General features: G+C 46.8%; 22 protein-coding genes, 3 tRNA genes and 1 other annotated feature (1 of these 26 cut by a window edge). Of the genes, 23 read left to right on the top strand and 2 right to left on the bottom strand.

Features of this window, described 5'->3' with window-relative positions:
* Nucleotides 1–106: a binding site (T-box leader), on the top strand (it extends 84 nt beyond the left edge of the window).
* A gap of 30 nt (nt 107–136) precedes the next feature.
* The 4 genes from HMPREF1863_RS05825 (at nt 137) to HMPREF1863_RS05810 (ending at nt 4,340) form a co-directional block, all read left to right on the top strand.
* Nucleotides 137–2,800: a valine--tRNA ligase gene (locus HMPREF1863_RS05825; protein WP_068368468.1), complete on the top strand. Its 2,664-nt coding sequence runs from the start codon at nt 137–139 to the stop codon at nt 2,798–2,800.
* Between the two features lie 117 nt (nt 2,801–2,917).
* Nucleotides 2,918–3,478 carry an alkaline shock response membrane anchor protein AmaP gene (gene amaP, locus HMPREF1863_RS05820; RefSeq protein ID WP_068368466.1) on the top strand — a complete coding sequence of 187 codons (561 nt, stop codon included), beginning with the start codon at nt 2,918–2,920 and terminating at the stop codon, nt 3,476–3,478.
* 4 nt (nt 3,479–3,482) lie between these two features.
* The gene (locus HMPREF1863_RS09245) at nt 3,483–3,806 is read left to right on the top strand and encodes a DUF2273 domain-containing protein (RefSeq protein ID WP_068368463.1); all 324 of its coding nucleotides are present in this window, start codon (nt 3,483–3,485) and stop codon (nt 3,804–3,806) included.
* A gap of 15 nt (nt 3,807–3,821) precedes the next feature.
* The gene (locus HMPREF1863_RS05810; protein WP_068368460.1) at nt 3,822–4,340 is read left to right on the top strand and encodes an Asp23/Gls24 family envelope stress response protein; all 519 of its coding nucleotides are present in this window, start codon (nt 3,822–3,824) and stop codon (nt 4,338–4,340) included.
* Nucleotides 4,341–4,359: 19 nt separating this feature from the next.
* Here the strand turns inward: HMPREF1863_RS05810 and HMPREF1863_RS05805 are convergent, their stop codons facing one another.
* On the bottom strand, nt 4,360–4,821 hold the full coding sequence (locus tag HMPREF1863_RS05805; protein ID WP_068368457.1) for a DUF4364 family protein: 462 nt from the start codon (nt 4,819–4,821) through the stop codon (nt 4,360–4,362).
* Nucleotides 4,822–4,908: 87 nt separating this feature from the next.
* Here HMPREF1863_RS05805 and hpt point away from each other — a divergent pair, with 87 nt between their 5' ends.
* From hpt to HMPREF1863_RS05750, 11 genes are all read left to right on the top strand, one after another.
* Nucleotides 4,909–5,430: a hypoxanthine phosphoribosyltransferase gene (gene hpt / locus HMPREF1863_RS05800; RefSeq protein WP_068368454.1), complete on the top strand. Its 522-nt coding sequence runs from the start codon at nt 4,909–4,911 to the stop codon at nt 5,428–5,430.
* Nucleotides 5,381–6,256 (top strand): CPBP family intramembrane glutamic endopeptidase, encoded by an 876-nt coding sequence (locus HMPREF1863_RS05795; protein WP_083508535.1) that lies wholly within the window; start codon nt 5,381–5,383, stop codon nt 6,254–6,256. Before hpt ends, HMPREF1863_RS05795 begins: the two co-directional genes overlap by 50 nt.
* Nucleotides 6,257–6,265: 9 nt before the next feature.
* Complete coding sequence (locus HMPREF1863_RS05790) at nt 6,266–6,997, top strand: SIR2 family NAD-dependent protein deacylase (RefSeq protein ID WP_068368449.1); 732 nt, start codon at nt 6,266–6,268, stop codon at nt 6,995–6,997.
* On the top strand, nt 6,990–7,712 hold the full coding sequence (locus tag HMPREF1863_RS05785) for a class I SAM-dependent DNA methyltransferase (RefSeq protein ID WP_068368447.1): 723 nt from the start codon (nt 6,990–6,992) through the stop codon (nt 7,710–7,712). The genes HMPREF1863_RS05790 and HMPREF1863_RS05785 overlap by 8 nt, the downstream gene beginning before the upstream one ends.
* A gap of 12 nt (nt 7,713–7,724) precedes the next feature.
* Entirely contained in the window at nt 7,725–8,612 is an 888-nt protein-coding gene (hslO, locus tag HMPREF1863_RS05780; RefSeq protein WP_083508534.1) for an Hsp33 family molecular chaperone HslO, read from the top strand.
* Nucleotides 8,613–8,689: 77 nt separating this feature from the next.
* Nucleotides 8,690–8,765, top strand: a tRNA-Phe gene (locus HMPREF1863_RS05775).
* Between the two features lie 2 nt (nt 8,766–8,767).
* Nucleotides 8,768–8,842: transfer RNA gene (locus HMPREF1863_RS05770), tRNA-Gly, on the top strand.
* A gap of 158 nt (nt 8,843–9,000) precedes the next feature.
* Entirely contained in the window at nt 9,001–10,080 is a 1,080-nt protein-coding gene (locus HMPREF1863_RS05765; RefSeq protein WP_068368444.1) for a glycosyltransferase, read from the top strand.
* Complete coding sequence (locus tag HMPREF1863_RS05760; RefSeq protein WP_068368441.1) at nt 10,061–10,534, top strand: DUF4330 family protein; 474 nt, start codon at nt 10,061–10,063, stop codon at nt 10,532–10,534. The genes HMPREF1863_RS05765 and HMPREF1863_RS05760 overlap by 20 nt, the downstream gene beginning before the upstream one ends.
* Nucleotides 10,524–11,000, top strand: a complete 477-nt coding sequence (locus HMPREF1863_RS05755; protein WP_068368438.1) for a DUF4330 family protein — start codon at nt 10,524–10,526, stop codon at nt 10,998–11,000. The genes HMPREF1863_RS05760 and HMPREF1863_RS05755 overlap by 11 nt, the downstream gene beginning before the upstream one ends.
* On the top strand, nt 11,001–12,368 hold the full coding sequence (locus HMPREF1863_RS05750) for an O-antigen ligase family protein (RefSeq protein WP_068368436.1): 1,368 nt from the start codon (nt 11,001–11,003) through the stop codon (nt 12,366–12,368).
* 80 nt (nt 12,369–12,448) lie between these two features.
* Here HMPREF1863_RS05750 and HMPREF1863_RS05745 read toward each other — a convergent pair.
* Nucleotides 12,449–12,522 (bottom strand) — tRNA-Cys (locus HMPREF1863_RS05745).
* 157 nt (nt 12,523–12,679) lie between these two features.
* Between HMPREF1863_RS05745 and pheS the strand changes: the two genes are divergently transcribed.
* The 8 genes from pheS (at nt 12,680) to HMPREF1863_RS05705 (ending at nt 25,852) form a co-directional block, all read left to right on the top strand.
* Nucleotides 12,680–13,702, top strand: coding sequence for a phenylalanine--tRNA ligase subunit alpha (gene pheS / locus HMPREF1863_RS05740; RefSeq protein ID WP_068368433.1), 1,023 nt, complete (start codon nt 12,680–12,682; stop codon nt 13,700–13,702).
* Between the two features lie 8 nt (nt 13,703–13,710).
* Entirely contained in the window at nt 13,711–16,107 is a 2,397-nt protein-coding gene (gene pheT / locus HMPREF1863_RS05735) for a phenylalanine--tRNA ligase subunit beta (RefSeq protein WP_068368430.1), read from the top strand.
* A gap of 10 nt (nt 16,108–16,117) precedes the next feature.
* On the top strand, nt 16,118–16,675 hold the full coding sequence (zapA, locus tag HMPREF1863_RS05730) for a cell division protein ZapA (protein WP_068368427.1): 558 nt from the start codon (nt 16,118–16,120) through the stop codon (nt 16,673–16,675).
* Nucleotides 16,662–18,902 carry a peptidase U32 family protein gene (locus HMPREF1863_RS05725; protein ID WP_068368424.1) on the top strand — a complete coding sequence of 747 codons (2,241 nt, stop codon included), beginning with the start codon at nt 16,662–16,664 and terminating at the stop codon, nt 18,900–18,902. The genes zapA and HMPREF1863_RS05725 overlap by 14 nt, the downstream gene beginning before the upstream one ends.
* 13 nt (nt 18,903–18,915) lie before the next feature.
* Nucleotides 18,916–21,291, top strand: a complete 2,376-nt coding sequence (locus HMPREF1863_RS05720; protein ID WP_068368421.1) for an endonuclease MutS2 — start codon at nt 18,916–18,918, stop codon at nt 21,289–21,291.
* An 8-nt stretch (nt 21,292–21,299) separates the two neighbouring features.
* On the top strand, nt 21,300–23,009 hold the full coding sequence (argS, locus tag HMPREF1863_RS05715) for an arginine--tRNA ligase (protein ID WP_068368418.1): 1,710 nt from the start codon (nt 21,300–21,302) through the stop codon (nt 23,007–23,009).
* Nucleotides 23,010–23,100: 91 nt separating this feature from the next.
* Complete coding sequence (locus HMPREF1863_RS05710; protein WP_068368415.1) at nt 23,101–24,759, top strand: B12-binding domain-containing radical SAM protein; 1,659 nt, start codon at nt 23,101–23,103, stop codon at nt 24,757–24,759.
* Nucleotides 24,749–25,852: a tetratricopeptide repeat protein gene (locus tag HMPREF1863_RS05705; protein WP_068368412.1), complete on the top strand. Its 1,104-nt coding sequence runs from the start codon at nt 24,749–24,751 to the stop codon at nt 25,850–25,852. Before HMPREF1863_RS05710 ends, HMPREF1863_RS05705 begins: the two co-directional genes overlap by 11 nt.
* The last annotated feature ends 177 nt before the right edge of the window (nt 25,853–26,029 follow it).

Here is a 26,029-nt window from a genome sequence, read left to right as displayed (position 1 = left end):
AGGTCGCCCTTACGACATTTGCGCAAGCAACGGTACTCGCCGTTACCGAGTTCGAGCGCCGCAGATTGCGGAACAAAGGTGGTACCGCGGAAACCCCGTCCTTTTTAGGATGGGGTTTTTTGTATTAGGAGGATTTATGAACGATATGCAAAAAACCTATGATCCAAAAGATTTTGAAGAGAGAATTTATAAGGCGTGGATGGATCACGGCGCCTTTACCCCCGACAGAGAAAAAGATCAAGCGGAGGGCAAAAAGCCTTTTACCATCGTTATGCCGCCGCCAAATGTAACGGGCAATCTTCACATGGGCCATGCCATGAACAACACGCTGCAAGACATTTTAATTCGCTTCAAGCGGTTGAAAGGCTACAGCGCCCTTTGGATTCCCGGCACCGACCACGCCTCGATTTCTACGGAAGTAAAAGTTGTGGAACGTCTTCGCAAACAAGGCAAGTCGAAAGAAAGCTTGGGAAGGGAAAAATTCCTGGAAGAAGCGTGGGCGTGGACGGAAGAATACGGCGGAAATATTAAAAACCAATTGAAAAAACTCGGCGTTTCCTGCGATTGGTCCAGAGATCGCTTTACATTAGATGAAGGACTTTCAAAAGCCGTCGAAGAATTTTTCTTCCGCCTTTACGAAAAGGATTTGATTTACAGAGGCAATCGCATCATCAACTGGTGTCCTCACGACAAAACCGCGCTTTCCGATGCGGAAGTTGAACACGAGGACGAAGACGGCAAGATGTGGACCTTCCGCTATCCCATCGAAGGGGAAGAAGGGGAAATCTTAATCTCCACCACCCGCCCGGAAACCATTCCCGGCGACTTGGCGGTAGCCGTCAACCCCGAAGACGATCGCTATAAAGATCTCGTCGGCAAACACGTTCACCTGCCCTTATTCGATCGCACCATTCCCATCGTCGCCGATGATTATGTCGATTCCGAATTCGGTACTGGCGCCGTAAAAATTACGCCATCTCACGACCCCAATGACTTCGGCGTCGGGGAACGTCACGATTTAGGTCAGCTCCTGATTATGGACGAAACGGCCCATTTAAACGAAAATGCCGGGAAATATGCCGGCATGGAACGTTCGGAAGCGCGAAAAGCCATTGTCGCCGATATGGACGCGGCAGGTTATCTCGTTAAAATCGAAGATCACCACCACGCCGTCGGCCACTGCGAACGATGCAAAACGGTAATCGAACCGATGCTCAGCAATCAATGGTTCGTCGCCATGGAAAAATTGGCGAAACCCGCCCTCGAAGCATACGAAAAAGGCGATCTCCATTTCGTGCCGGAACGCTTCGGAAAAATTTACACCCACTGGCTCGAAAACATTCGCGACTGGTGTATTTCGAGACAACTTTGGTGGGGTCATCGCCTGCCCGTTTACTACTGCGACGATTGCGGCGAGATTATGGTTTCGAGAGAACCTGTAGAGGAATGTGCATCTTGTCACGGCCATCATGTTCGCCAAGATGAGGACACGCTGGACACATGGTTCAGTTCCGCTCTTTGGGCTTTTTCCACGATGGGATGGCCGGATAATACGGAAGATTTAAAATACTACTATCCCACCGACGTCCTCGTCACGGGCTACGACATTATTTTCTTCTGGGTTATTCGTATGGTATTCTCCGCCCTCGAACTGACCGACGAACTTCCCTTTACAGACGTTTATTTGACGGGGCTCGTTCGCGACGAACAGGGACGTAAAATGAGCAAGAGTTTAGGAAACGGCATCGACCCCTTGGATGTTATCGCCGAATACGGCGCCGACGCTTTGCGCTTTACATTGGTTACGGGTACTACGCCGGGCAACGACATGCGCTTCAGCTACAAGCGCGTAGAAAATAATCGTAATTTCTGCAATAAACTTTGGAACGCATCTCGCTTTGTGCTTATGAATCTCCCCGAAGATTTCAAACACGCTAAAGTACAACGGGATAAACTTCGCGGCGAAGATCGCTGGATTTTAACCCGTCTCGACGAAACCATTGCCGATGTGGCAGGGAAAATCGAAAAATACGATATCGGCCTTGCCGCCGAAGCGGTTCACGATTTTATTTGGGACGAATATTGCGACTGGTATATTGAAATGGTAAAACCGCGTCTTTATGGCGACGACATCGAGGACAGAGAAGTGGTTTACGGCGTGCTTCTCGATGTTCTCGAAAAAATTCTCACCATGCTTCATCCCTTTATGCCCTTTATCACCGAAGAGATTTATTCCTTCCTACCCGGTACGGAAGGGGAATTAATCGGCGCTCAATGGCCGGAAACCGGAGTATATGCTTTTGACGAAGATGTTCAAAGCATTGGCGTCGTTCGGGAAGCCATTCGCGGCATCCGCAATGCGAAGGCGGAAATGGATATCGAACCTTTCCGCAAGAGCAAACTTTACGTTTTAACGAGTGACGACGGGCGCAAAGCTCTTTACAAAGAAATGGAAGGACACTTCGTCAACCTCGCTAATATTACGGAAATCGAGCTTATTGACAATCGCCAAGATGTATCCGACGATGTAATTTCCGTGGTCACTGAAAAAGCTGAATTGTTCCTGCCCATGAAAGATCTCGTCGACTACGCAAAAGAAGCGGAACGTTTGGCGCGAGATATTGAAAAGACGAAATCCGAAATCGAACGGGCGGACAAAAAGCTCGCCAACGAAAACTTCGTCAGCAAGGCGAAACCGGAAGTGGTTGAAAAGGAAAGAGAAAAACTTCAAAACCATAAAAACAATCTGTCCAATTTAGAAGAACGGATGGCCTTCGTTCAATCTCAACTTGAAAATTAAAATAGAAGCGTTTTTTCGGAAAACTCCCGATTTTTGCATACTTTAAAGCGTAATGGGTACATTTAGAGTGTAAACAAAAGTGGCGTCGCATTCTTGCGCGCCAAAGGGAGGCTCAACATGAGAAAAAGTAAAAAGGCGCTGGATATTATAGTGGCCATAATACTTCTCTTCTTTGCCTGTATTTGCTTCTTTTCCATCTATGGAAATCTGATCGGCATGGCATCGGCTCAACAAAGCTTGCTCTCAATTTTAAATCAAGAGTGGGGCTTTTACCTCGTAGCCGTTTTGGCGTCGATTACAGCAGCTTACGGCTTATTCCTCTTTCTTCGCGCTTTTGTAGTGAAGACGAGAGAGCGCAGCATTCGAATGAAAAATGCCGACGGCGAGGTCTATTTAACGGAATCCTCCGTAAAATCCGTCGTCGACTATTCGGTGCGTCGTTTTCATCAGGTATCGAAGCCTGATGTGGCGGTAAGCATTCACGGCGGCAAGAATCCGACAGTTCGCTCAAAGGTAACCTGTAGGGTACATGAGCAGGAAGATCTTCAAGCCCTCGCGCAACATTTGCAATCCCGCGTGCGCGAAGATCTCGAAACGTATGTCGGATTTCCCGTAGGCGATGTGGAAGTTACATTTACGGATCCTGAAGAACCTGACAATGAAAAGGTTACGGGGTGATGAGATGAGACTATTTACGCAAACTTCAGAAAATCAATTTCACTATGTCGGCGATTACGATATTTCCCCCTCGGGAAATTTAATCGACGGCCGTAGCGGCAACCCTATGTCGGAAAGCCCCATGAGAGGCAATGCGCAACGTTTGATGAACCGCTACAGAAAGACGACGACGGGAATGGCCATCGGGCTAATCGTCGGCATATTATTGATTACCATCGGTTTTTTTAAAACTTTGTTGCTCGCTATTTTAATTGGCGTCGGTTTTGTCGTCGGCGGCTTCTTTGACCGCCATCCGATTGTCATGAAGTTTTTGAAAAATTTAGGATAAGAAAGGACGTTTATTATGGCTGAAAATGTAAACAAACAAAAAGATATTCAAGAAGAATTAAAAGATCAACCGGAAGTACCCGGCGAAGAGGCAGTGGAAGAAGAACACCGCGACTCTTTAATTTTCAATAACTCCGTCGTCGAAAAGATTGTTTCCCTCGCGGCGAGAGATATTAAAGGGGTGCTCGATCTAAAGGGCGGCTTGATTTCAGGCATTACCGAAGGCTTCCGCGGATCCGATTCCACCAAGGGCGTAGACGCCACCATTAACGGGAAAGACGTCGTATTGGACGTCAAAATGTTCCTGGAATTCGGTCAATCCGCTCCTCGTATTTTCGACGAATTAAGACAATACGCTTCTCAACAATTAAAATTAATGACGGGCTTAAACCTCGTGGAATTAAATGTGGAAGTCGTAGATGTTTTAACTCGTAAAGATTTCGAAGAAAAGAAACAAAAGAGTATCGCCAATCAAATTGGCAGCAATATACCGGGAAGTGTAAACAATAACGGAAATAATGATCGCCAATGGTAATCATTAAAAAAAGCGGGCACTAGATGCTCGCTTTTTTGATGCACTGAATGAAGTTTTCGATGATGTCCTTTTTATGCTCTTCCGATATATCCGTCGATTCGGAATTTAAAATCGAGAGGGAAAATACCATGGTGCCGTCGATTCTCTTTTCGTAAGTAATATGTTCGCCGTCGCGGGTAATGCGGTAATCCACATCTTCTACCTGAAATGCTTTTGCGTCGTCGTCATTTAATTGATCGGCAAACATAGCGAAGGCTTCTTCGCCTTCACGGGTAAGAAGCAAATCATCTCCTCGTTCCGAAAGAAAATTCGCCTCGACAAGTTCTAAAATATATTGGCACAGGAAAAAATAATTCATTCGCCCTTCGGAGAGAATAGTATCTTGGAGGGCGCGACGACTCATATTGCCGCCCGATTGCTTAATGGTAGCCAAGAGATAAAGCTTATCCGAAGCCAATGTATGAATGGGTACACTGTTCATTTAATCACCTACAAGAATTATACCATTGATCGAAGAATCGAGGGCGTTATTCTGATATAATGAGAGAATAGCTATAAGGAGGACAAGATGAAAGGAAAAGAACGCATTTTATATTCGGAAGAAGCGATTAAAGAACGTGTCGGGGAAATGGGAAAAGCAATCGATGCTTATTACAACGGGAAAGAGGTTCTCGTCATCGGCTTACTTCGCGGCAGCTTTGTTTTTTGTTCGGACTTGGTACGTGCCATGGAAAGTAAAATGGAAATTGACTTTATGACCACATCCAGCTACGAAGATGAATTTTCTTCATCCGGCGATGTAAAACTTTTCAGCGATCTTCGCGCCGATGTGAAGGGAAGAGATGTTTTAATCGTCGACGATATTATCGACACGGGACACACTCTCGAAACGGTAGTAAAATCGATTCGCGCATTGGAGCCCGCATCGGTGAAAACGGCGGTCATGTTGGATAAGCCGTCACGACGTGAAGTGGATTTCTCCGCCGACTTTACAGGCTTTACCATCGACGATGTGTTTATCGTGGGATATGGATTAAATTATGGCCCCTATTACAGAAACAAGCCCTATATCTACACCTACGAAGACTAATTACTTAGTCCTACTTTACGGGATTTTAGGCGCGGCGATTTTATTTTTGGCGCTCGGGCCTTTATTTTCGCACTTCGATCCTCTTTGGGGCGTGGTGTTGACGGAGTTTGTCGCCATTGGGTTGCCGGCAATGTATTGGCGAAAGCGGCTTCCCATTAGGAAGCGAAAGGCGATGAATTTAAAGGAGGCGGCGATTTTAACCCTGGCTCTTTTCCCGGTGATCCTCGTAATCAACGGACTTTTTTTACAGGGACTCAATCACTTTCTGCCCCTTGGGAATCAGAATTTAGATACCTTAAAAAACGGCGGTTCTCTCATCAAACAACTTATAACCTTGGCCATTGTTCCCGCATTTTTTGAAGAACTTTTTTTCCGCTCCGTCCTATGCGAGCAATTCTCCAAGCGGTCTCCATTGGGAAGCGTGTTTTTTTCGGCAATTCTTTTTGCCCTCTTTCACTTTCAATGGCAAAACAGCGTGGCGCCCTTTTTATTCGGTTTGGCATTAGGTTACATTTACCTTTACGGCGGTTTGAAGGCGTCGATTTTTTCTCACTTCCTCTATAACCTTTGCTCTATTTTATTTGTTCACTTTTTCAGCGAATCGTGGATGAGAACCTTCGGCGAGTTGGCATTGGTAAGGGGAGTGGGCGGCGTAAAAAACGTCATTACCATCGCCCTACTCGTCGGGAGCGTCCTCGGGATTTTTATAATTTTGCGTAAATCCTTCAAACGGCCTTTGGCTAAAGGGCGAGCCGTTATTCGCGGAAAAGAATGGATCCCCGTGGCGGCTCTCGTGCTCGTCTACGTAATTAAAACTTTCCAATAGGAGGTCATGATGGACGGATTTGATCAAGCGGTTAAACTTTTTAAAGAAGCAAAGTATGCCATTTGCCTTACAGGCGCCGGCATTTCCACGGAATCGGGTATTCCCGATTTCAGGAGCAATCGAGGTTACTACACGAACTTTATTCCCGAAGACGCCCTTTCCGTCGGGGTCATGGAGTCGGATCCCAAGCGTTTTTACAGTGAGGGCTACACGATTTTAAAAGATCTGGAAGGAAAAGAACCGAATCCGGGCCATCGCGCACTGGCGGCGTTGCAGGAAGAAGGCTTTTTACACGAAATCGTAACGCAAAACATCGACGATCTCCATCAGCGGGGCGGCGCAAAAAATGTGTTGCAAGTCCACGGAGACGCTTCCACGGCTCGATGCGAACGCTGTAATTTCCATACGGATTTTGCCGAATTCGACAAGCAGGTCGAAGCGGGCATTATTCCGCCAAAATGCCCGAAATGCGGCCACACCATGCGCACCAACGTGGTTTTATTCGGCGACGCCATGCCGCCGGCATTTGATGAGGCGGTAAAGGCGGCGGAAAAAGCGGATTTGATGCTCGTCGTAGGAAGCTCATTGCAAGTTATGCCCGTGGCCTATTTGCCGCGCCTTGCAGAGCATTTGATTATCGTAAACCAAGGTTCCACACCCTATGATCATCAAGCGGACGTCATCTTTAAGGGAAGCGCCGCCGATGTATTGGTGGAACTGGAGAAGCGATTAAATGAATAGCTACACGACATTCAGTCAACTATACGACTCGGTGATGGACAATTACGACTATGACCGAGTTTTTCAATGGGTAAGCTCTTTTTTGCCCGACGACAAAAAATCGGAAATCCTCGAAATGGCCATGGGCACGGGGCGGCTGGCGGAAAAGCTCGCCGATAGTGTGGAACTAACGGGATTCGATCAATCATCCGACATGCTCGCATTGGCCGAGGAACGTTTGAGAGGGCGAAGCGTCTCCCTTTTTCAAATGGATTTGAGAACCTTCGAGCTACGCCACACCTTCGATTACATTCTTTGTCTTTGCGACGGTATGAATTATTTAGCCGATGAAGGCGAACTTCTCGCATGCTTTAGAAGGGTGCGGGAGCATTTAAAAGAGGGAGGCCTCTTTTTATTCGATATGAACACCCATGCCCGCTTTCTTGATTACGGCGATTTTACGGAAATGCGGGAGGAAGATGATTTTACCCTGATTTGGGAAAATCATTATGAGCCTCCCGTCAACGAATATTGCATTACCATGTTTATTCGCAATCATGAGGGAAAATACGACCGCTATCAGGAGATTCACGAAGAACGCGCCTTTAGTCGCGAGACAGTGGAGCGCCTTTTAAACGAAGCGGGTTTAAGATTAATCGATGTTTATGATGGCTATAAGAAGAAAAAAGCCCACGACGAAACGGAGCGAATGTGTTACGTCGCGGGGAGAAATTGAAAAGGAGATTATGTGAAAGATATTTGTATTCGTGCAATCAATGAATCGGGAACGATAAAGGTAAGTGCGGTTACGGCGACGTCCCTCGTGGAGACGGCGCGCATTACCCACCAAACCTCGGCGACGGCGACGGCTGCCTTGGGCAGAAGTTTAATCGCCGGTATTTTGCTCCGCACCAAATTAAAAAACGTGGAGGATTCCCTCACGATGATTATCGACGGCGGCGGACCTCTCGGGCGCATTGTGGTGACGGGGAAGAACGACGGGCACGTAAAAGGCTATGTGGATCACCCGATGGCCGATCTTCCCGCGCGGAGTAGCGACGGCAAACTGGATGTAAAAGGCATTGTCGGCACCCAAGGAACGCTGACGGTAACAATGGACCTCGGAATGCGTCAACCTTATACGGGTAAAGTTGCCCTGGCCTCGGGGGAAATCGGCGACGATGTGGCGGCTTATTTGTTTCAATCGGAGCAAATTCCTTCGGCAGTAGGCCTCGGCGTTTCCGTGGATACGGATTTAAGTGTCAAAAAAGCCGGCGGTTTTATTGTGGAAATTATGCCCGGCGCCACCGAGGAGGAAATTGCGGAGCTTGAAACCATGCTGAAAGAAGTAAAATCCGTAACGGAACTTTTGGAAGAAGGTCTCGATGCAAAGGGTTTAATCCATGCCGTGCTTCCCAATTTACAATTGAAAATTTTAAGCGAAGCCCCCGTCGCGTTTGTGTGTGAATGTTCCAAAGAAAAAGTAGCGGACTCCATTGGCGCATTGCCCGACAGCGACATTCGCGAAATGATGGAGGAAGATCACGGCGCCGAAGCCGTATGCCATTTTTGTAATCGCCACTACCAATTCAGCGAAGAGGAATTGGGGAGCATGTTATCGACGGAAAAGGAGTAGACTTTACAGATTTTTAATTGGGGCTTGACAGCTTCATGAGATTTCTGTAATATAGACAAAGGTTGTCAAACAACCTTGCCCGGATAGCTCAGTCGGTAGAGCAGCAGACTGAAAATCTGCGTGTCGCTGGTTCGATTCCGGCTCCGGGCACCAGTGCGGAAGTGGCTCAGTGGTAGAGCATCGCCTTGCCAAGGCGAGGGTCGCGAGTTCGAATCTCGTCTTCCGCTCCAAAGCTCGGTTTTTACCGGGCTTTTTTTGTGCTCAATTTCATCTAAAACCCATGGCATAGGGGCTCCGACCATTTGAAAATTGACTTTTATTTTATGGATTGCTACAATTATTTTGGTAAACAGCGGGAAAAAATAAGTGCGTAATGAAAGATGATGGTATGAAGATTTTACATATTCTAAACTTTGTCGGCAGAGGCGGCAGTGAAAGTTACATCAAAAACCTCGTCAATACAAATAATCATTCGATTACGCATGAACTCGTCTATAATATTGACGGCGGCGGGCTAAGCGAATTTAAGGCCATCGGCATGAAAACGACCCAAGTTTCCATGCGTTCATCTTTAGACTTAATGGCCGCCATAAAAATCAAACACTATGTAAAAGCAAACAATGTCGATCTCGTGCATACGCACTTTATGCGTGAAAACGGCATTGCTTTTTTGAGTTCAATTTTAGGTATGGGCGTTCCCGTGATTAACACGCGGCACATGGTGTCGGTGATCAATAAAAATGCGGCGATTTTAAACCGCTTGTTTTTTACGCGAAACCATTCTATTTTCGCCGTAAGCTCCATCGTGAGGAAAAAGCTCATTGAAGAAGGGGTTAAACCGGAAAAAATCATTACCCTGCCTCCGCCTTTTCCCTTGATTGAATGCGATGAAAAAATAGAAAAACCCGAAGGAGAGAAGTGGATTCTCTCCGTGGGAAGGCTATCGGAAGAGAAGGGACCTCTCTTTTTTATCGACGCGTTGGAAACTCTTTTTCACCAAGTGGACAATGTCAAGGCCCTTATTATCGGGAGCGGTCATTTGGAAGGGGAGACCCGAAAGAAGATCAAAGATTACCATTTGGAAGAGCGAATTGTGATGTTGGGATATAATTCCAAGCCTTACAATTATTTGAAATCCGCCGATCTTTACGTCAACCATTCCCGGGAAGAGGCATTCGGCCTTTCAATTGTAGAGGCGGCCCATTGCAAGGCACCCTTATTGATTACGGAAAATTGCGGGGCATCGGATTATTTTAATGAGAGAAATAAAAGCGCCCTGACCTATCCCTTCGGCGACAAGCGCGCCTTTGCGAAAAAAGCGTCTGCGATTTTAAAAGATACCGATTTGCGGGAAAAACTCGTCAACAATGCTTATGGCATCGTAACCGAAGAAATTAATCAAGGGGAGATTATTTCAAAGATCGAAAAAACCTATGAAGGAGCAATTTATGGCAACAAAAAAGCTTAGGCTGTTAGATATACTTTTCATTATTCTCCTGGCAGCCTTTCTCATCGTCGTCGTGCGCCAAAAGACGGCGGAAAAAGAAGATATGACAGGCGGCAACAGCATCATCACCATCGAAAGTGACGAAATCGAAACGCCGAGTACGGAGGCCATCAAAGAAGGGGATATTTGCATCGACAAACGCCGAAACAATACGATCGGCACCGTCGCATCTTTCTCCGTCGACAAACCCATCGACAATCCGACCTCTGAATACACGGGGATCGAAGACGGTCGGGGAGAGGGCAAAAACTTTAAATCCCTCAGAATCAATGTGGCCACGCGGGCTAAAGTCGGCGACGACGGCATTTACATTAACGGCACGAAATGTCTCCTGGGAGAAGAGCTGACCTTTACCGTCGGCGACTTGCAAATTCACGGAAAAATAAAGAATATCGAGGTAGAAAATGAAAAGTAAAATTAGAATTTTCGACATTCTCATCGTCGTGGCCTGCGTTGCGTCGGTGATTCTTTTTGCAAATAAAATCAACATCGCCGAAGGCCGCACATCGGCTAAAGGCGGCGAGAGGGAAGCGGATCTTACCATCGTCGTGCCCTACATGGAAAAAGAAATTGCCGAGAAAATAAAAGTCGGCGCACCCTTTAAAGATGCGCCTCAATCCGTTACGCTGGGCACTATTACATCGGTAGATAGGGAACCTTTAGACGAAGAAGACTTTACATTTAACGGCAAGACTCTTTCCGTGGACAAAGATCGCTATGAAAAAGTAACACTTCACGTCAAAGCCAAAGGCACGGAAACGGACAAGGGGATTCTCATCGGCGAAACCAATTACTTCGTCGGTCAGTCCAACACATTTAGCGCCGGCATCGTCATGTTGGATCAAATCAGACTTTCTAAAATCCAATATTTAGGTGATTAAATGGAGCGTATGATTCAACGGTTTCGAGCCAATGTGAATTACAATCCTTGGGAAGATTCCCTGATCCGAAAGGGAATAGTGAATGTATACGGCCTACTGGAAAGTAATCTTCAAAAGCTGTTGATGTGGCTTACAAAAAAGAGCTTGATCTTCAGTTTACTGGATCTATTTTCAAAATACATTCCCTTTATTATGGGCATCGGGCTTATTTTATGCAGCATTATTCCCGACAGTTTGTGGTCCAATAAATACCTTTTTCTCATGGCCTTCGGTCTTTGGATTCTCGGGGTTATGAACCGTGAGGAAAAGGCCCATCGATCTTTCGAGGATTTTTTCGTCTTATTTATGATGACCATCGCTTTGGCGACGGTGTTTTCAATCCATCCCCCTTTGAGCCTTTCCTACGGCTTGACTTACGGGGCCGTGTTCATTATTTTTTCCGTATTTATTAATCAGGTGCGCTCGCGAGACGATATTCTCCACGTCATCGTCGCCTTAACATTGGCGGCCCTCGTCGTCAGCCTTTACGGAATTTTACAAAAACACGTCATCGGCGTGTCCGTCAATTTATCCCAAACGGATATTTCCATCAGTCAGGAATTAAGCGGCAGGGTGTACAGCACCTTGGGCAATCCGAATATATTGGGCGAGTTTTATCTCCTCGTTCTTCCGTTGGTTTGCGGGCTTTTCTTAGTTCACGATTCCAAAATCGTAAAGGCGCTGGCGGCCGTCACCCTTTTCCTTTCGTTGTACGTACTTTTGGCGACAGGTTCCCGTTCGGCGTGGGGCTCCTTTGCCTTTGCCATGGCGGTGTTTATCGCATTATATAAACCTCGGTTACTGCCTATCTTTTTAATGATGGGGCTGATTTCGTTTTTCTTTATGCCGCAAACCATTCAGGTGCGTGTCATGTCTATTTTCAATAAAAACGACACATCCCTCGGCTATCGGCGTTTTATTTACGAATGTGCGTCGCTTATGCGGGAAGATTACCAGTGGCTGGGAGGCGTCGGCCTCGGCGGCGATATTTTCCAAAAAGTCTTTGAAAGTTATAAAGTAAAAGAACTTACCACCGTCGCCCATAGCCACAATTTATATTTGCAGCTCGCCATTGAAGCGGGTATCTTTTCCGTAATCTTTCTTTTGGCCTACATGGCGAAGACAGTATTAAAAGCACTGACGAGTTTTTCGCAGAATGAGGTTAAGGTAAAGATTCTTCAAATTGCCTGCATCGCATCCCTCGCCGGTTTCTTTTTAATGAGCTTCGTAGATTATACGTGGTTTTATTTTAGAATCGTCGTCTTGTTTTTCGCCGTCGTGGGCATCTTGACGAATCTCAATCATCTCAAGGAAAATTCCATAGCATAAAACAAATCCCCTTCTCCCAAAAAAGGAGAGGGGGATTTTAAATAGAAAAGAGCAATAAAAAAACCGTCGAAACGACGGTTTGGAGGCGACACCCGGACTTGAACCGGGGATAAGGGTGTTGCAGACCCGCGCCTTACCACTTGGCTATGTCGCCACAACTTGTGACCTGTCTAGTATAACATAGGGTCTATATTTAAGCAAGCCGGAGTTCACGGAAAGATGTGACGCTTATTTGTTGGAGCAATAGGATCACAAAAAAAACTGTGATATAATAAACCATCAGATGATAGCACTATCCGAAGGGGGTACTTATGAAAGAGCAGCTACAACAACTTGAATCGAATGCACTCGCTGCCATTGAAAACGCAAAGACTGTTGAAGAATTGGAAAAAATTCGTCTCCAATACTTTGGTAAAAAAGGTGAGCTTACTCAAATCCTAAAAGGGCTGGGCGGTTTACCCCAAGAAGAGCGCCCGGTAATGGGAGCTTATGCCAATGAGGTACGTGAGGAAGTTCAAATAGAATTAGATAAGAAAAAAACCGACATAAAAGAAGCGGCCTACGATGTGCGCATGGAAGAAGAGTACCTGGATGTTACCCTAAATCCGGCTAAACTCCGTGTAGGTCATCGCCATCCGCTTTTAAAGACGAAGGAAGAATTGGAAGATATATTCGTGGAAATGGGCTTTACCGTCGTCGACGGCCCTGAAATTGAAAGCGTCGCCAACAATTTCGACGCTCTTAACTCGCCGAAAAATCACCCGTCTCGCGACAAGAGCGATACCTTCTACATCGACGATAAGACCCTTTTAAGAACCCATACATCGCCTATGCAAATTCGCGCTATGAAACAATACGGCGCGCCGCTTCGCATCGTAAGTTCCGGTCGTGTGTTCCGCTTCGACGATGTTGACGACACCCATTCGCCCATGTTTCATCAATTTGAAGGACTCGTAGTGGATAAGGGCGTAAGCCTCGCCAACTTAATCGACACGCTCAATGTCTTCGTAAAAGAAATGTTCGGCGACGATATGCACATTCGCTACCGTCCCCACAACTTCCCCTTTACGGAACCGTCTACGGAAGTCGACGTTACCTGTTTGGTTTGCCACGGCGAAGGCTGCCCGGCTTGTCACGAAACGGGATGGAGTATGGAACTGTTAGGCGCAGGCGTTGTACACCCCAATGTTTTAAGAAACTGCGGCATTGACCCCGACGTTTACAGCGGATTTGCCTTCGGCATGGGGATCGATCGTATTGCCATGGTTAAATACGGCATCGACAATATTCGCCTCATGTTCGAAAACGACGATCGCTTCTTGTCTCAATTCTAGGAGGAATTATGTTATTACCTAAATCATGGCTTGAAAAATATGTAACACTCAATGGTGATACGCGTGCCATAGCCGACGAGATTACGGCGACGGGCAATCACGTAGAATCCATCCTTTTGCGCAGTAAAGATTTAAGCGGCATCGTCGTGGGAAAAATTTTAGAAATTAAGCCTCATCCCAATGCCGATAAGCTCGTCGTTTGCCAAATTGATGTAGGCGGCGAAGTTAAGCAAATTTTAACAGCTGCGAAAAATGTCTTTGAAGGCGCCCTCGTGCCCGTCGCATTGGACGGCGCAAAGCTGGCAGGCGGCATGGAAATTCACAACACGGAAATGCGCGGCCTTCCCAGCCTCGGCATGATGTGTTCTTTAGAAGAAGTGGGCATGGACACGTCCGTGATCCCGAAATCCGCTCGCGACGGCATTCATATTTTAGAATCGGATGTAGCACCGGGTACCGATTACTTAAAGCTTTTAGAGTTGGATAAAGAAGTAATCGAACTTGAAATCACGCCTAATCGCCCGGACTGTTTGAGTATTCGCGGAATGGCAGTGGAAACGGCAGCTTCTACAGGCAGCAAACTTTCCATGAAAGATCCTATTGTGGAAGAGACGAGCGATGTCTCCATGAGCGACAAGTTTAACGGCCTTCATGTAGAGACGGAATTTGCTCCTCGCTTTTATTTACGAATGCTTACAGATGTTAAAGTAGCTCCATCGCCTCAATGGCTTCAAAACGATTTAATGGCATCGGGCGTGCGTCCTATTAACAATATCGTCGACTTAACGAACTACGTTATGTTGGAATACGGTCAACCTCTTCACGCATACGATTTGGATTCCCTCAAAGGACCTGAACTTCACGTGCGCCTCGCTAAAGACGGAGAAACCATGACGACTCTCGACGAAGTGGAACGTACCTTAACTGCCGATGATATCGTCATTTGCGACGAAAGCGGCATTGTCGGCCTCGCCGGCGTTATGGGCGGTGCCATTTCCGGCGTATCCGAAGGAACCCACACCGTCGTTTTGGAAGGCGCCAATTTCGAAGCCGGACACATCCGCAAAACATCGAAACGTTTAGGTTTGCGCTCTGAAGCGTCTACCCGTTTTGAAAAAGGCCTCGATCCCAATATGGCTCAAAAAGCAGTGGATCGCGTCTGCGAGTTGGCCGTCGAAATCGGAGCGGCAAAAGTTGCCAAGGGTTCCATGGATCACTACCCCGAAGAATTAAAACCCTGGACGATCGATGCCAGTGTGAAACGCATTAACGGTCTTCTCGGCACATCTATTTCCGGCGACGACATGGTGCGTATTTTAGAATCCCTTTTAATCGAAACCACCCTCGACGGCGATACCTTACATGCCACCATTCCCACCATGCGCGGCGATCTCCATATTTGGGAAGATTTAGCGGAAGAAGTGGGCCGTATTTACGGATTTGGCAACATTACGCCCCTTCCTTTGAAGGGAACTCTTACCCGCGGCGGCAAGAGTTTATATCGTCAGGTCGAAAAGAAGGCGCAAGACGTGTTATTGGCTGCGGGCTATAATGAGTTCATGACCTATTCCTTTATGGGTCCGTCGGCATTCGATCGTATTCGACTTCCCGAAGACGATCCCTTGCGTCGCGCCATCAAAATTTCCAATCCTCTCGGCGAAGAATATTCCATTATGCGAACCACTCTCTTGCCTAATATGTTGGATATTTTTGTAAAGAACATGAGTTATAAAAATCCCTCGGCTTACGGATTTGAATTCGGCAATGTCTTTGCCGTCGATACCGACGATGAAGGCCTTCCCAAGGAATTTATGAAGCTCGCCATCGGTTTTTACGGGGAAGAAGATTTCTATTACCTGAAAAAGACGGTGGAAACCGTGCTGACCAGACTGGGAATCGACGGACTTCGTTTCGTTCAAGTTCAAGATTTCCCATTGTTCCATAAAGGACGCCAAGCGGAAGTTTACATTCACGACGAATGTATCGGTATTTTCGGTTGCATTCATCCCAAGGCACAAGACGACTTGGGCCTAAAACAAGAGGTTTATCTGGCAGAACTCGACTTTACGAAAATCGTAGATTACGCAAAAGATAATGTGACGTACAAGCCCATTGCTCGATTCCCCTCTATGGAACGGGATTTAGCATTTGTCGTAGACAAAAAGCTTCCCGCTCAGGATTTACTGGATTATGTGGAAGCAAACGGCGGCGAATTCCTTGAAAGTGTGGAAGTATTCGACGTATACTTCGGCAAGGGAATTGAAGACGGCAAGAAGAGTATTGCCCTTAAGTTGGCCTTCCGCCATAAAGAGCGTACGCTAAAAGAAAAGGAAATTGTCCCCACAGTCGATAGCTTAATCGAAGGTATCGAGACGAAATTCCAAGGGCAATTGCGATCGAAATAAGAGGTGCAAAATGGAATCTAAGCGTGTACAAGTTGAAATTGCCGGCATGACGTTTTACGTCGTCGGCGGAGACGATGCCGATTATGTAAAGGGTTTAGCTGATGAGGCCAACAGCCGCATCAAGGACGTTGAAAATAATAATTATCGCCTGAATGACGTACAATTGTATATTTTGAGCTTGTTAAATGCTTTAGATGACATGCACAAATTGGAACGCTCCGATCAAGAGGCCGGAGCCCTTGCAGGCGATAGGGAAGCGATGAAAGAAAAGCTTTCGGAGATCGAAAATCTTAAAAAGCACATTGCGGAAAAAGATGAGAGAATCGAAAGTTTTAATAAGCGCTATGAAAGCTTAAAATCGGAGTTGAAAGCAAAAGAAGAAGAGGGAAAATCTCTTCAAAAAGAAATTGAGGAGCTTAAGCATAAAAGCGAAAGCTTCGATGAGGAGATCAAATCGAAAGATGCGGCGATTCAGGAATTGGAAGAAAAGAATTACGAAGCGCAGATGCGTTTAATCGATTTGAACAAGGAGATTTATGTGCTCCGCGGTAATCATGAAGAGAAATAGGGTAGAACTTCTGGCTCCGGCAGGTAATATGGCGTCTTTTTATGCAGCCATCGAGAATGGAGCCGATGCGGTTTATTTAGGCGGAAAGGAATTTTCCGCCAGGGCAAGTGCACAGAATTTTACTATGGAGGAGATGGCTCGTGCCGTCTCCTATGCCCATGTTAGGGGTAAAAAAGTTTACGTCACGTTAAATATTTTGTTATCCGACGAGGAGTGTAAACGGGCGGTGGAATACGCAGCCGATCTTTACAGAATAGGGATCGACGGTGTCATTCTTCAAGATATAGGTGTCGCCGATTTGTTGGCCCGCTATCTTCCGGATTTTGAACGCCACGGTTCGACGCAAATGAGCATCATGGACTTGGAAGGTGCTCGCTACATCGAGGACATGGGTTTTAGCCGCGTCGTCGTGGGCAGGGAAATTACCGTCGAAGAAATTCGAAGGATTCACGAAAATACAGACATGGAAATTGAGGCTTTTTGCCACGGCGCACTTTGCGTTTCCATTAGCGGCCAATGCGAAATGAGTTCCTACATCGGCGGCAGGAGCGGAAATCGAGGGAGCTGCGCGCAGCCCTGCAGAAAGCGCTATACCATTGAAGATGAAAATGGAAACTCTGTGCTGGAAAGAGGCTATTTACTAAGTCCAAGGGATTTGAGAACAGTCGATTCCGTGGAAGAATTGGCAGATGCCGGCGTCTACTCCTTTAAGCTTGAAGGGCGCATGAAATCTCCCGAATACGTCGCCGCCGTCACGCGGAATTACGATTTGGCGCTGGGCGATATGTCATACGATGGGGACGAAATGGCACAGATGTTTAATCGTTCCTATACGAAGGGATTAGGCTTCGGCGCATTCGGCCACGATTTTGTCAGCACGAAGCGACCCAATCACCGAGGGATCGTTATTGGAAAGGTCGACGATTCTGGGAAAATTCTGTGGAATACCGTTCCTGATGTCGGCGATTTACTGGAAATAACGGTCAAAGGGAAAGGGGAGCGAGAATCCTTCGACGGAAAAGTTTCCCTCATTCCCGATAAAGGAACGAACATCGTCCGTCTTACATCTACTGCATTGGAAGCAAGTTTAAAGGTAACGCCGGAAGATGTTATGGGCAGCGAAGGCCTTCAAGGCACATTTATCGCTCGCATCGGCGAACGGCCGACTTTTCGTCTGGAAGGCGCACGCACATCGGAAGCCGTTGGCGACGAGATTTTAGAAAGAGCCCGTTCGGCAAAATTAAACGAAGAGCGTATTCGTACCAATCTCTCGAAATTTGACACCTCCGCCTATCGTTTGGCAAGTTTAACGCTCGATGTGGACGAGGATGTCTTCTTGCCCATCTCCCTCGTCAACGCCCTCAGGCGAGAAGCCCTCTCCAAGTATGAAGCGGGGGAGGAGCGGAGTCTCGAACCTATCGAGTTTTACGAACGGTTTGAAAAATTAAAAAGCAACAAGACAATCATCACTGTGGAAATCGCCGACGAGGAAATGTTAAGGGATTTGCCCTACGACTTAATCGATCGTTTGGAGCTTTATTTCCTTCCGTCGAAAGAGGGGATGGCATTTTTAAATACAGTTTCCGTTCCGGTTTACGCAAGCCTTCCTTACGAATCCTTCGAAGGGTATGAGAAAATAAAAGATTTCTTTGACGGCGTCGTGGTGCAAAACCTCGGACAAATTCAAAACGCCGAGGGTCACGTGGTTATCGGTGAAGGAATCAATATTTTCAACAGTTACAGCTTCCGCCATTTTGCGGGAAAGGGGGATATTATCCCCTCATTCGAATGTAAGCGGGAACAACTCCGGGGAATGACGCGCAGGTTCGGAACTTGCGGCGAAGTTCTTTATTACGGCTATCCCCGTTCCATGACCATGCGTCATTGTCCCATGAGCCTAATCAAAGGCTGCGGGAAAGATAGAAACTGCACGTCATGTAATTTGAGACGTGGCTATTCCCTGCGGGATGAAAAAAATGTCGCCTTTCCCTTTAGACGCGTCGGCGATATGACGGAGATTTACAACAGCTTACCCATTTATCTCGGCGATAAGAGAGAGCAGGTAATGGCTTTGAAGCCTACTGCCCTAAAAATTCGCAGTCGTTTGGGAGAAGACATTACCGATATAATTAAAGAAGCGCGGCGCGTTATCGACGGAGAGAAAGTGGAAAAGCTCGCTGTAAAAGATTTTACGCGAGGCCATTGGATGCGCGGCATTTTAGGATAAAAGAGGAGGAGATATGGCGCATAAAATTGAAGCGATTCTTGAATTTTACGACATTATCGACCGATTAAAAGAACTTACCGTTTCAAGCATTGGAAAAGAGCGAGTAGATGCTATGGCATTTACCTCGAATAGGGAAAAAATTCTAAGGATGCAACAGGAAACGGAAGAAGCTTTTCAATTACTCGTCACCCGATCCGCTCCGCCTTTAAGTGGCGCCCGTCCTGTGGCGAAAAGTGCTCATTACGCTTCCCGCGGCGGAACGTTGAGCATCGCCGAAGTTCTCGAAATCGGCGACTCACTTCGCGGCGTAACGCGCATGCAGCGCTATATCGCCCAAACCGATGATACAGTGGAAGATCCCTATCCTTTAATTCGCACCATGGTGTCCGCCCTTTGGACGCGCGGCGATCTTAGGGAAAAAATCGAATCCACCATCGAAAGTGAAGACAGTATTTACGACGACGCCACGCCGGAATTATTGCGTATTCGTCGTTCCTTAGCGCGGAAAAAAGATCAAGTACGGGATAAACTTCAAGGCATTTTAAATTCGGCGGATCTCCAGGAATCCCTCCAAGATTCTTTGATCACCATGCGCCAAGGGCGCTACGTCGTTCCCGTGCGTCATGACGCACGAAGCAAGGTAAAAGGCCTCGTTCACGATATGAGTGCTTCGGGTCAAACAGTGTACATCGAGCCCATGGCCGTCGTGGAAATCAACAATGACATTCGCGAATTGGAGCTCAACGAAAGGGAAGAGATTCAGCGCATTTTGGAAGAACTATCCGCCATTATCGGAGAAGATGCGGAAGCTTTTGCGAACAACGAGGTGCTTTTTGCCGATTTAGATTTTATCTTTGCCAAGGCAAAGTTGGCGTCGGATCAAAACGCCATTTCGCCGAAACTTTCCAAGAATAAAACCACGAAGCTGATCAACGCCCGTCATCCTTTAATTCCGGCGGACAAAGTCGTGCCGTTAAGTTTGGAACTGGGAGGAGAAGCGGGTGGGCTCATTATTACGGGGCCCAACACCGGCGGCAAAACCGTCAGTTTAAAGACTTTAGGGCTTATGGTGCTGATGACGCAGCACGGACTCCATATTCCGGCAGATAAGGGAACGGTTATCGGCATTTACGACGGCGTTTACGCCGATATCGGCGACGAACAGAGCATCGAACAATCTCTCTCCACCTTTAGCGGCCACATGATGAACATCATCGACATTTTGAATCGCGCCGGGGAAAACAGCTTGGTTATTTTCGACGAGCTCGGCGCAGGCACCGATCCTACGGAAGGAGCCGCCCTCGCCCTGAGTATTATCGAGCACTGCATTTCTACGGGTATTACGTTTATGGCGACGACCCACTATACCCAGCTTAAACTTTACGCCTTGACGCGGGACGGCGTACAAAATGCGTCCATGGAATTCGACATCGAAACCTTGACGCCTACTTACAAGCTTCATGTCGGCGTGCCGGGAAAGAGTAATGCATTCGAAATTTCTTCCCGCCTCGGTCTTTCCGGGGAAATTTTACAGGGCGCCGAAGGCTTTTTAGAGCGAAAGGACATCGCCTTCGAAGACGTTCTGAAGACGTTGGAAGCGGAGCGAAGTCGCCTTGAAAAACGGGAAGCGGAGCTCGTGCAATTAAAGGGCGAGTACCAAAGGGAAATGCAACAGGCCAAACGCAAGGCGGAGGTTATAGAAAAAGAGCGAGATCGCATTTTAGAAAAAGCCCGAGACGAAGCGCGCCGCGTATTGAAATCGGCGAAAGAAGATGCGGATCTCGCCGTATCGGAAATCAAAGAATTAAAAAAACATCTCGAAAGCGAAGAGGCCAAAACGCTACAGGAAGCCCAAGATGTTTTGCGAGAAGGCAATAAAAAATTCCGCGACGGCGATCGCGGCCTCGTAGTGAAACAAGCGAAGAACCCGGCGAAGAAGCTGAAGCCCGGCGACACTGTCTATGCTGAAAGCTTAGGCGTGGAAGCGACGGTATTGGAAAAGCCCGACGGAAAGAACAATGTCCTCGTTCAGGCGGGGCTTATGAAAATGACGCTACCCGCCAATTCCTTAGTGAAGCGGCAAGTGCAGGATAATCACCGCCAAAAGGCCAATACGGGAAAAGTGTCGCAGAAAAAATCAAAAAATGCTAAAGTAGAATTTGACATTCGAGGTAAAACATTTGAAGAGGCTGAACCTATTTTGGAAAAGGCGCTGGACGACGCCTATTTAGCCTCTCTCGATCACATACGCATTATCCACGGCAAGGGAACGGGCATGCTCCGTAAAAAAGTGAAGGAATATTTGCGTACCCATGCCTCGATTAAAAAATACGAAGAGGCCGAGCCCGGCGAAGGGGGCAGCGGCGTAACCATTGCATATTTAAGATAGGAGTCACGATGATAAATTTTAAAGAACAGATTGCAGAAGGTCTCGCCCGGGAAACGGGCTTGGACGCCAATGAATTATTTTACAAAATTGAAACGCCACCCGATCGAAAAATGGGCGATTACGCTTTCCCTACGTTTATGTTGGCCAAGACCATGCGGAAAAATCCGGCGGTCATCGCTCAGGAACTTAAAGAAAAATTAAGCGACGTGGAGGGCGTTCGCGAAATTGCCGTCGCCGGCCCCTATCTTAACTTTTTCATCGACACCACCGCCCTTGCGGAAAATGTGCTGAAAGCCGTTTTGGAGGAAGGGGATCGCTTCGGTTCTTCGGACATAGGAAAGGGCAAGACCACCATTGTGGAATATTCCTCGCCGAACATTGCCAAGCCTTTCCATATCGGCCATATTCGTACGACGATTATCGGCGATTCCATTAAGCGCATCTACAAGCACTTAGGCTACAATGTAGAAGCCATTAATCACTTAGGAGATTACGGCACCCAGTTCGGTATGATGATCGAAGCGTACAAACGCTGGGGCGACGATGATGTTATCGAGAAAAATCCTATTCCCGAGCTCGTCAAACTTTACGTCCGCATCAATCAGGAAGCGGAAACGAACAAAGAACTTTTGGATAACTCCAGAGAATGGTTCCGCAAATTGGAAAGCGGCGATGAAGAAGCTGTGGCCCTTTGGCAATGGTTTAGAGATTTAAGTCTCGATGAATTTAAACGCGTTTACGATATGCTCGATGTGGAATTTGATTCCTACCGCGGCGAATCTTATTATTCCGATCTTATGCTGAAAGCCGTCGATGAAATTAAGGCGAAAGGCCTTTTGGTCGAAGATCAAGGCGCTCAAATCATCAATCTCGACAAATACAACTTGCCCCCCGCCATTATTATTAAGAGCGACGGATCCACCATTTACCTCACCCGCGACATTGCCACGGCAATTTTCAGAAAAGATACTTACGATTTCTACAAAAACATTTACGTCGTAGGCAGTCAACAAAATCTCCACTTCCAACAACTAAAGGCGATTTTGAAAGAAATGGGATACGATTGGGCGGACGACTGTATTCACGTGCCCTTTGGCATGGTGTCCTTGCCCGAAGGCACCCTTTCCACTCGCAGAGGTAAAGTTGTTTACTTGGAAGACGTGCTCAATCGCGCCACGGAAAAAGTCGACGATATTCTTCGCGAACGGGAAGAAAAAAACGGCTATACCATGGAAAATCGAGAAGAACTTGCCCGCCAAGTAGGCATCGGCGCGGTGAAATTCCAAGAGCTCTTCAATCAGCGGATTAAAGATTATGTATTCGACTGGGATCGCACCTTAAGTTTCGACGGCGAGACTGGGCCCTATGTTCAATACACTCACGCGCGCATGCACTCCCTTCTCGAAAAAGGCGCATTCGATCCTGCAAAATCGGTCGATGTTAAGGCGCTGACCTTAGACGATGAAAAAGAATTACTTCAACAGCTTTACGGCTTCAACCAAGTCATCGTCGACAGCCACGAAAAGTACGAGCCCTACCTCGTCACCCGTTACATTACGGAATGTGCCAAGACATTTAACAAGTACTACACCAACACGCCTATTCTCGTAGAGGACGACGACATTAAAAATGCGCGCCTCCTTCTCGTCTACGGCGTAAAAAACATGATCAAAATCGGTTTAAATTTACTAGGCATCGAAGCGCCTAATAAAATGTAATATCAAGCGGACCTCTCGAATGGGAGTGTCCGTTTTTGATTGGCATACTTTACGGATGTGTTAAACTATAAAAAGTGAAAGGAGGGAAGCTGTGAAAGGATTACTCGTCGCTTTTAACGCGAGCTATGTGCATACCAATCTCGCCGTCAGGCTTTTGCAAGAAGTTGCGGAAAGAGACATCGAGTTTTTAGAGATGACCATTAACGAGTCGTTGGAACAATGTCTTGCGAAAATCGCAAAAAAATCACCGGATTTCATTATGTATTCCGCCTACATATGGAACTGGGAGCGGATCCAATCTGTGGGGAGCTACATTCAAAAGGCGAAACCTGAGATACGCCAATTTTTAGGCGGGCCGGAAGTCAGTTTCGACGCGCCGGAGCGCTTAAAAGCACATTCGTGGATCGAGGCCATTCTGTGCGGCGAAGGGGAACTAAGCTTTAATGCACTTCTCGATTACGCAGAAGGCAACATCTCGGCGGAATCCGTTCCCGGGCTCTGTTATCGCAGCGAAGGGGACATTGTTGAAAATCCGGCAGCTATTCCCTTCGACAATCTGGATTATTTGCCCTCCGTCGATTACCCGGCGACTATGGAACACCGCATTATTTATTACGAATCCATGCGCGGTTGCCCTTATCATTGCAGCTATTGTCTATCGTCCCAAGACGACCTCGTGCGGTATCGTTCGGTAGGGGATATAAAAAGCGATATGACCCATATCTTCCAAACGGGCACAAAGCTGATAAAATTTGTAGACCGTTCCTTCCATATTCATAAGGAGCGGACGGAATCGATTTTAAAATTTTTCATCGAGGAATCGCCGGAGGATATGTGCGTCCACTTTGAAATGAACCTGGAGCATATGTCCGACGAACTTATTGCATTAATCAACAGCGCACCGAAAGGCCGCTTTCAAATCGAGGCGGGAATTCAATCGACGAATCCCGCAGTAAACGAGCTGATTCATCGACACACGAATTTGGGAAAAATCCATAGAGTATTAGAGAAATTAGACGGCGATAAAATTCATGTCCACCTGGACCTTATCGTCGGGTTGCCCGAGGAAACCCTGGAAAGTTTTCTCGACGGATTCGACAAAGTCGTGCCCCTCGGCGGTAAGCGCATTCAAATCGGCTTTTTAAAATTGCTTCCCGGTACGGAGCTTCGCGCAAGAGCGAATGAGTTCGGCATTGTCTATGACGACGCGCCGCCATACGAGGTCATAAAAACAGGAGCACTCCGGGCGGAAGAAGTTTTGCAACTTAAATACTTTGCCGACATCGTAGAGACTTATTATGACGAAGAAGCTTTTGCCTCGACATGGGAGATAATAAGAGAACGGGGCATTTCCTTATCCCGCTTGTTTTACGATATGGCGAAAGAGGCAATGCAGCGAATCGACGAACAGCCTATGAAGGGGCAAAATGGCAAGTATCGGTTCCTTTATAATGAACTGTGCAAAAGAAACCATATGGACGACGAACTTTATCATAGATTCAAATGGGATTTTTATCGCCATGAAAATCGCTACATCGGACAGGTTTTAGGTTTCGACGATCCCGAACTTGGGAGAGAAGAAATAGTGGCTTTCATAAAAGATAATCCCGACTTTATAGCGACAAAGGATCCGCTGAAAGCCTCGAAAAATGTAAGGGGCATTACAATCGGCGATTGCAATCGCTATATTTATTACGAAAAAGGAAAGTACAAAGCCCATTGCGACGAAAGGAAAAACAATGGAGAGTAAAAAATATTTAGCCGACTGGTACGATGCCATCGGTTTTTTAGAACAACAAAACGGCGGCACCATTTTAAACGGTGTTCCCATTCCCATGCTTCAAAGGGACATAGTCGACGAAATTAAAAATCCGGGAAAAGAAGGCACACTCGACGTAGATCATATTTTTACAGCCATGTGTGTCGTCGTCGGATTGGACGAACATTTCCCTTACGCCGGTGACTACATCGCCTTCTTAAAAGAAAATATGGAAGACAGCATCCGGGCGCTGGAAGGAAAAATTCTATCGGCAGCACAAAGCGGTGATGTCGAGCGAGTCTACCTTTTTGCCCATGCCAAGGAAATTTTACGCGGAAACACCGGGGATCAACTGGACACGACCTATGCCATGGAAGGAATTTACAATCTTCGCTGGCAAGAAGATGAAGGGAAGAGCAGTGAAGATCTTTTAAAAGAAATAATGGATCGTTACGAAGAAATACTTGAAAAAGAACCGAGCAACACCGCCGCCCTTATGGCCTTAGGACGCGTCCACGAAGCGAGAGCCCATTGGATCAAGGCAAAATTCTATTATGAGAAAGCACTGCAATCGTCGACCGACGACGCTACCAAAGAAGAATTGCGCCAAGGCATCGAACGAGTAAAAGAACCTGCCGCAATTGACGGGGCCAAAACCTATTTACACTACGGTCGGTATGATGATGCCCTTAAAACCATCGAAGAAGTAGACTCCCAATATACCGATCCGGGAACCTGTACCCATATTAAAGGAATTGCATACTATGGTCTCGGAGACTATGAACGAGCAGTGCAATATTTAGAAAAAGCAGCCCACCACACAAAAGCCAACGATGTGCTAAACGATTACGCCATTGCACTGGCCGCTATAGGGAAAGAAGAAGCTGCGGTGAGCGTTTTGTCAGAAACTATTGAAATCGACGAAAAAAATCGCACGGCATTGATGAATAGAGGGATCCTTCGTTATCGAATGAAAGATTACGAATGTGCACTTCAAGACTTTGAGGCGGCATATCACTTGGAATCGAACAACGATTTATGGGAACTCATCGAGCAAACACGAAAGCTTATGGAGGCAGAGTAAAAAACTCTTAAAAATTACGTAAAAGCATTCTTGACAATGGAAAAAGATCTGCGTATACTATAAAAGAACCTTGAAAAAGGGGTTACACAATATCCACTGGATTAAGGTTCTGTGGTCGATTGGCTAATGAGCAGTTGATCACATCACCTCGAAAAAGTACTGTAAAAAAGTTAAAAA

Source organism: Aedoeadaptatus coxii (assembly GCF_001553115.1).
Classification (GTDB): Bacteria; Bacillota; Clostridia; order Tissierellales; family Peptoniphilaceae; genus Aedoeadaptatus; species Aedoeadaptatus coxii.
This window is presented reverse-complemented; position numbering and strand designations above follow the sequence as displayed.

Excerpts from the sequence above, each read along its gene's own strand:
- hpt (WP_068368454.1), top strand. The coding sequence starts at position 4,909 with ATGAAAGGAAAAGAACGCATTTTATATTCGGAAGAAGCGATTAAAGAA.
- HMPREF1863_RS05705 (WP_068368412.1), top strand. The coding sequence starts at position 24,749 with ATGGAGAGTAAAAAATATTTAGCCGACTGGTACGATGCCATCGGTTTT.
- pheS (WP_068368433.1), top strand. The coding sequence starts at position 12,680 with ATGAAAGAGCAGCTACAACAACTTGAATCGAATGCACTCGCTGCCATT.
- HMPREF1863_RS05765 (WP_068368444.1), top strand. The coding sequence starts at position 9,001 with ATGAAGATTTTACATATTCTAAACTTTGTCGGCAGAGGCGGCAGTGAA.
- HMPREF1863_RS05810 (WP_068368460.1), top strand. The coding sequence starts at position 3,822 with ATGGCTGAAAATGTAAACAAACAAAAAGATATTCAAGAAGAATTAAAA.
- HMPREF1863_RS05750 (WP_068368436.1), top strand. The coding sequence starts at position 11,001 with ATGGAGCGTATGATTCAACGGTTTCGAGCCAATGTGAATTACAATCCT.
- HMPREF1863_RS05785 (WP_068368447.1), top strand. The coding sequence starts at position 6,990 with ATGAATAGCTACACGACATTCAGTCAACTATACGACTCGGTGATGGAC.
- HMPREF1863_RS05825 (WP_068368468.1), top strand. The coding sequence starts at position 137 with ATGAACGATATGCAAAAAACCTATGATCCAAAAGATTTTGAAGAGAGA.
- zapA (WP_068368427.1), top strand. The coding sequence starts at position 16,118 with ATGGAATCTAAGCGTGTACAAGTTGAAATTGCCGGCATGACGTTTTAC.
- argS (WP_068368418.1), top strand. The coding sequence starts at position 21,300 with ATGATAAATTTTAAAGAACAGATTGCAGAAGGTCTCGCCCGGGAAACG.
- HMPREF1863_RS05755 (WP_068368438.1), top strand. The coding sequence starts at position 10,524 with ATGAAAAGTAAAATTAGAATTTTCGACATTCTCATCGTCGTGGCCTGC.
- HMPREF1863_RS05790 (WP_068368449.1), top strand. The coding sequence starts at position 6,266 with ATGGACGGATTTGATCAAGCGGTTAAACTTTTTAAAGAAGCAAAGTAT.
- amaP (WP_068368466.1), top strand. The coding sequence starts at position 2,918 with ATGAGAAAAAGTAAAAAGGCGCTGGATATTATAGTGGCCATAATACTT.
- HMPREF1863_RS05760 (WP_068368441.1), top strand. The coding sequence starts at position 10,061 with ATGGCAACAAAAAAGCTTAGGCTGTTAGATATACTTTTCATTATTCTC.
- pheT (WP_068368430.1), top strand. The coding sequence starts at position 13,711 with ATGTTATTACCTAAATCATGGCTTGAAAAATATGTAACACTCAATGGT.
- HMPREF1863_RS05720 (WP_068368421.1), top strand. The coding sequence starts at position 18,916 with ATGGCGCATAAAATTGAAGCGATTCTTGAATTTTACGACATTATCGAC.
- HMPREF1863_RS05805 (WP_068368457.1), bottom strand. The coding sequence starts at position 4,821 with ATGAACAGTGTACCCATTCATACATTGGCTTCGGATAAGCTTTATCTC.
- HMPREF1863_RS09245 (WP_068368463.1), top strand. The coding sequence starts at position 3,483 with ATGAGACTATTTACGCAAACTTCAGAAAATCAATTTCACTATGTCGGC.
- HMPREF1863_RS05795 (WP_083508535.1), top strand. The coding sequence starts at position 5,381 with ATGGCCCCTATTACAGAAACAAGCCCTATATCTACACCTACGAAGACT.
- HMPREF1863_RS05725 (WP_068368424.1), top strand. The coding sequence starts at position 16,662 with ATGAAGAGAAATAGGGTAGAACTTCTGGCTCCGGCAGGTAATATGGCG.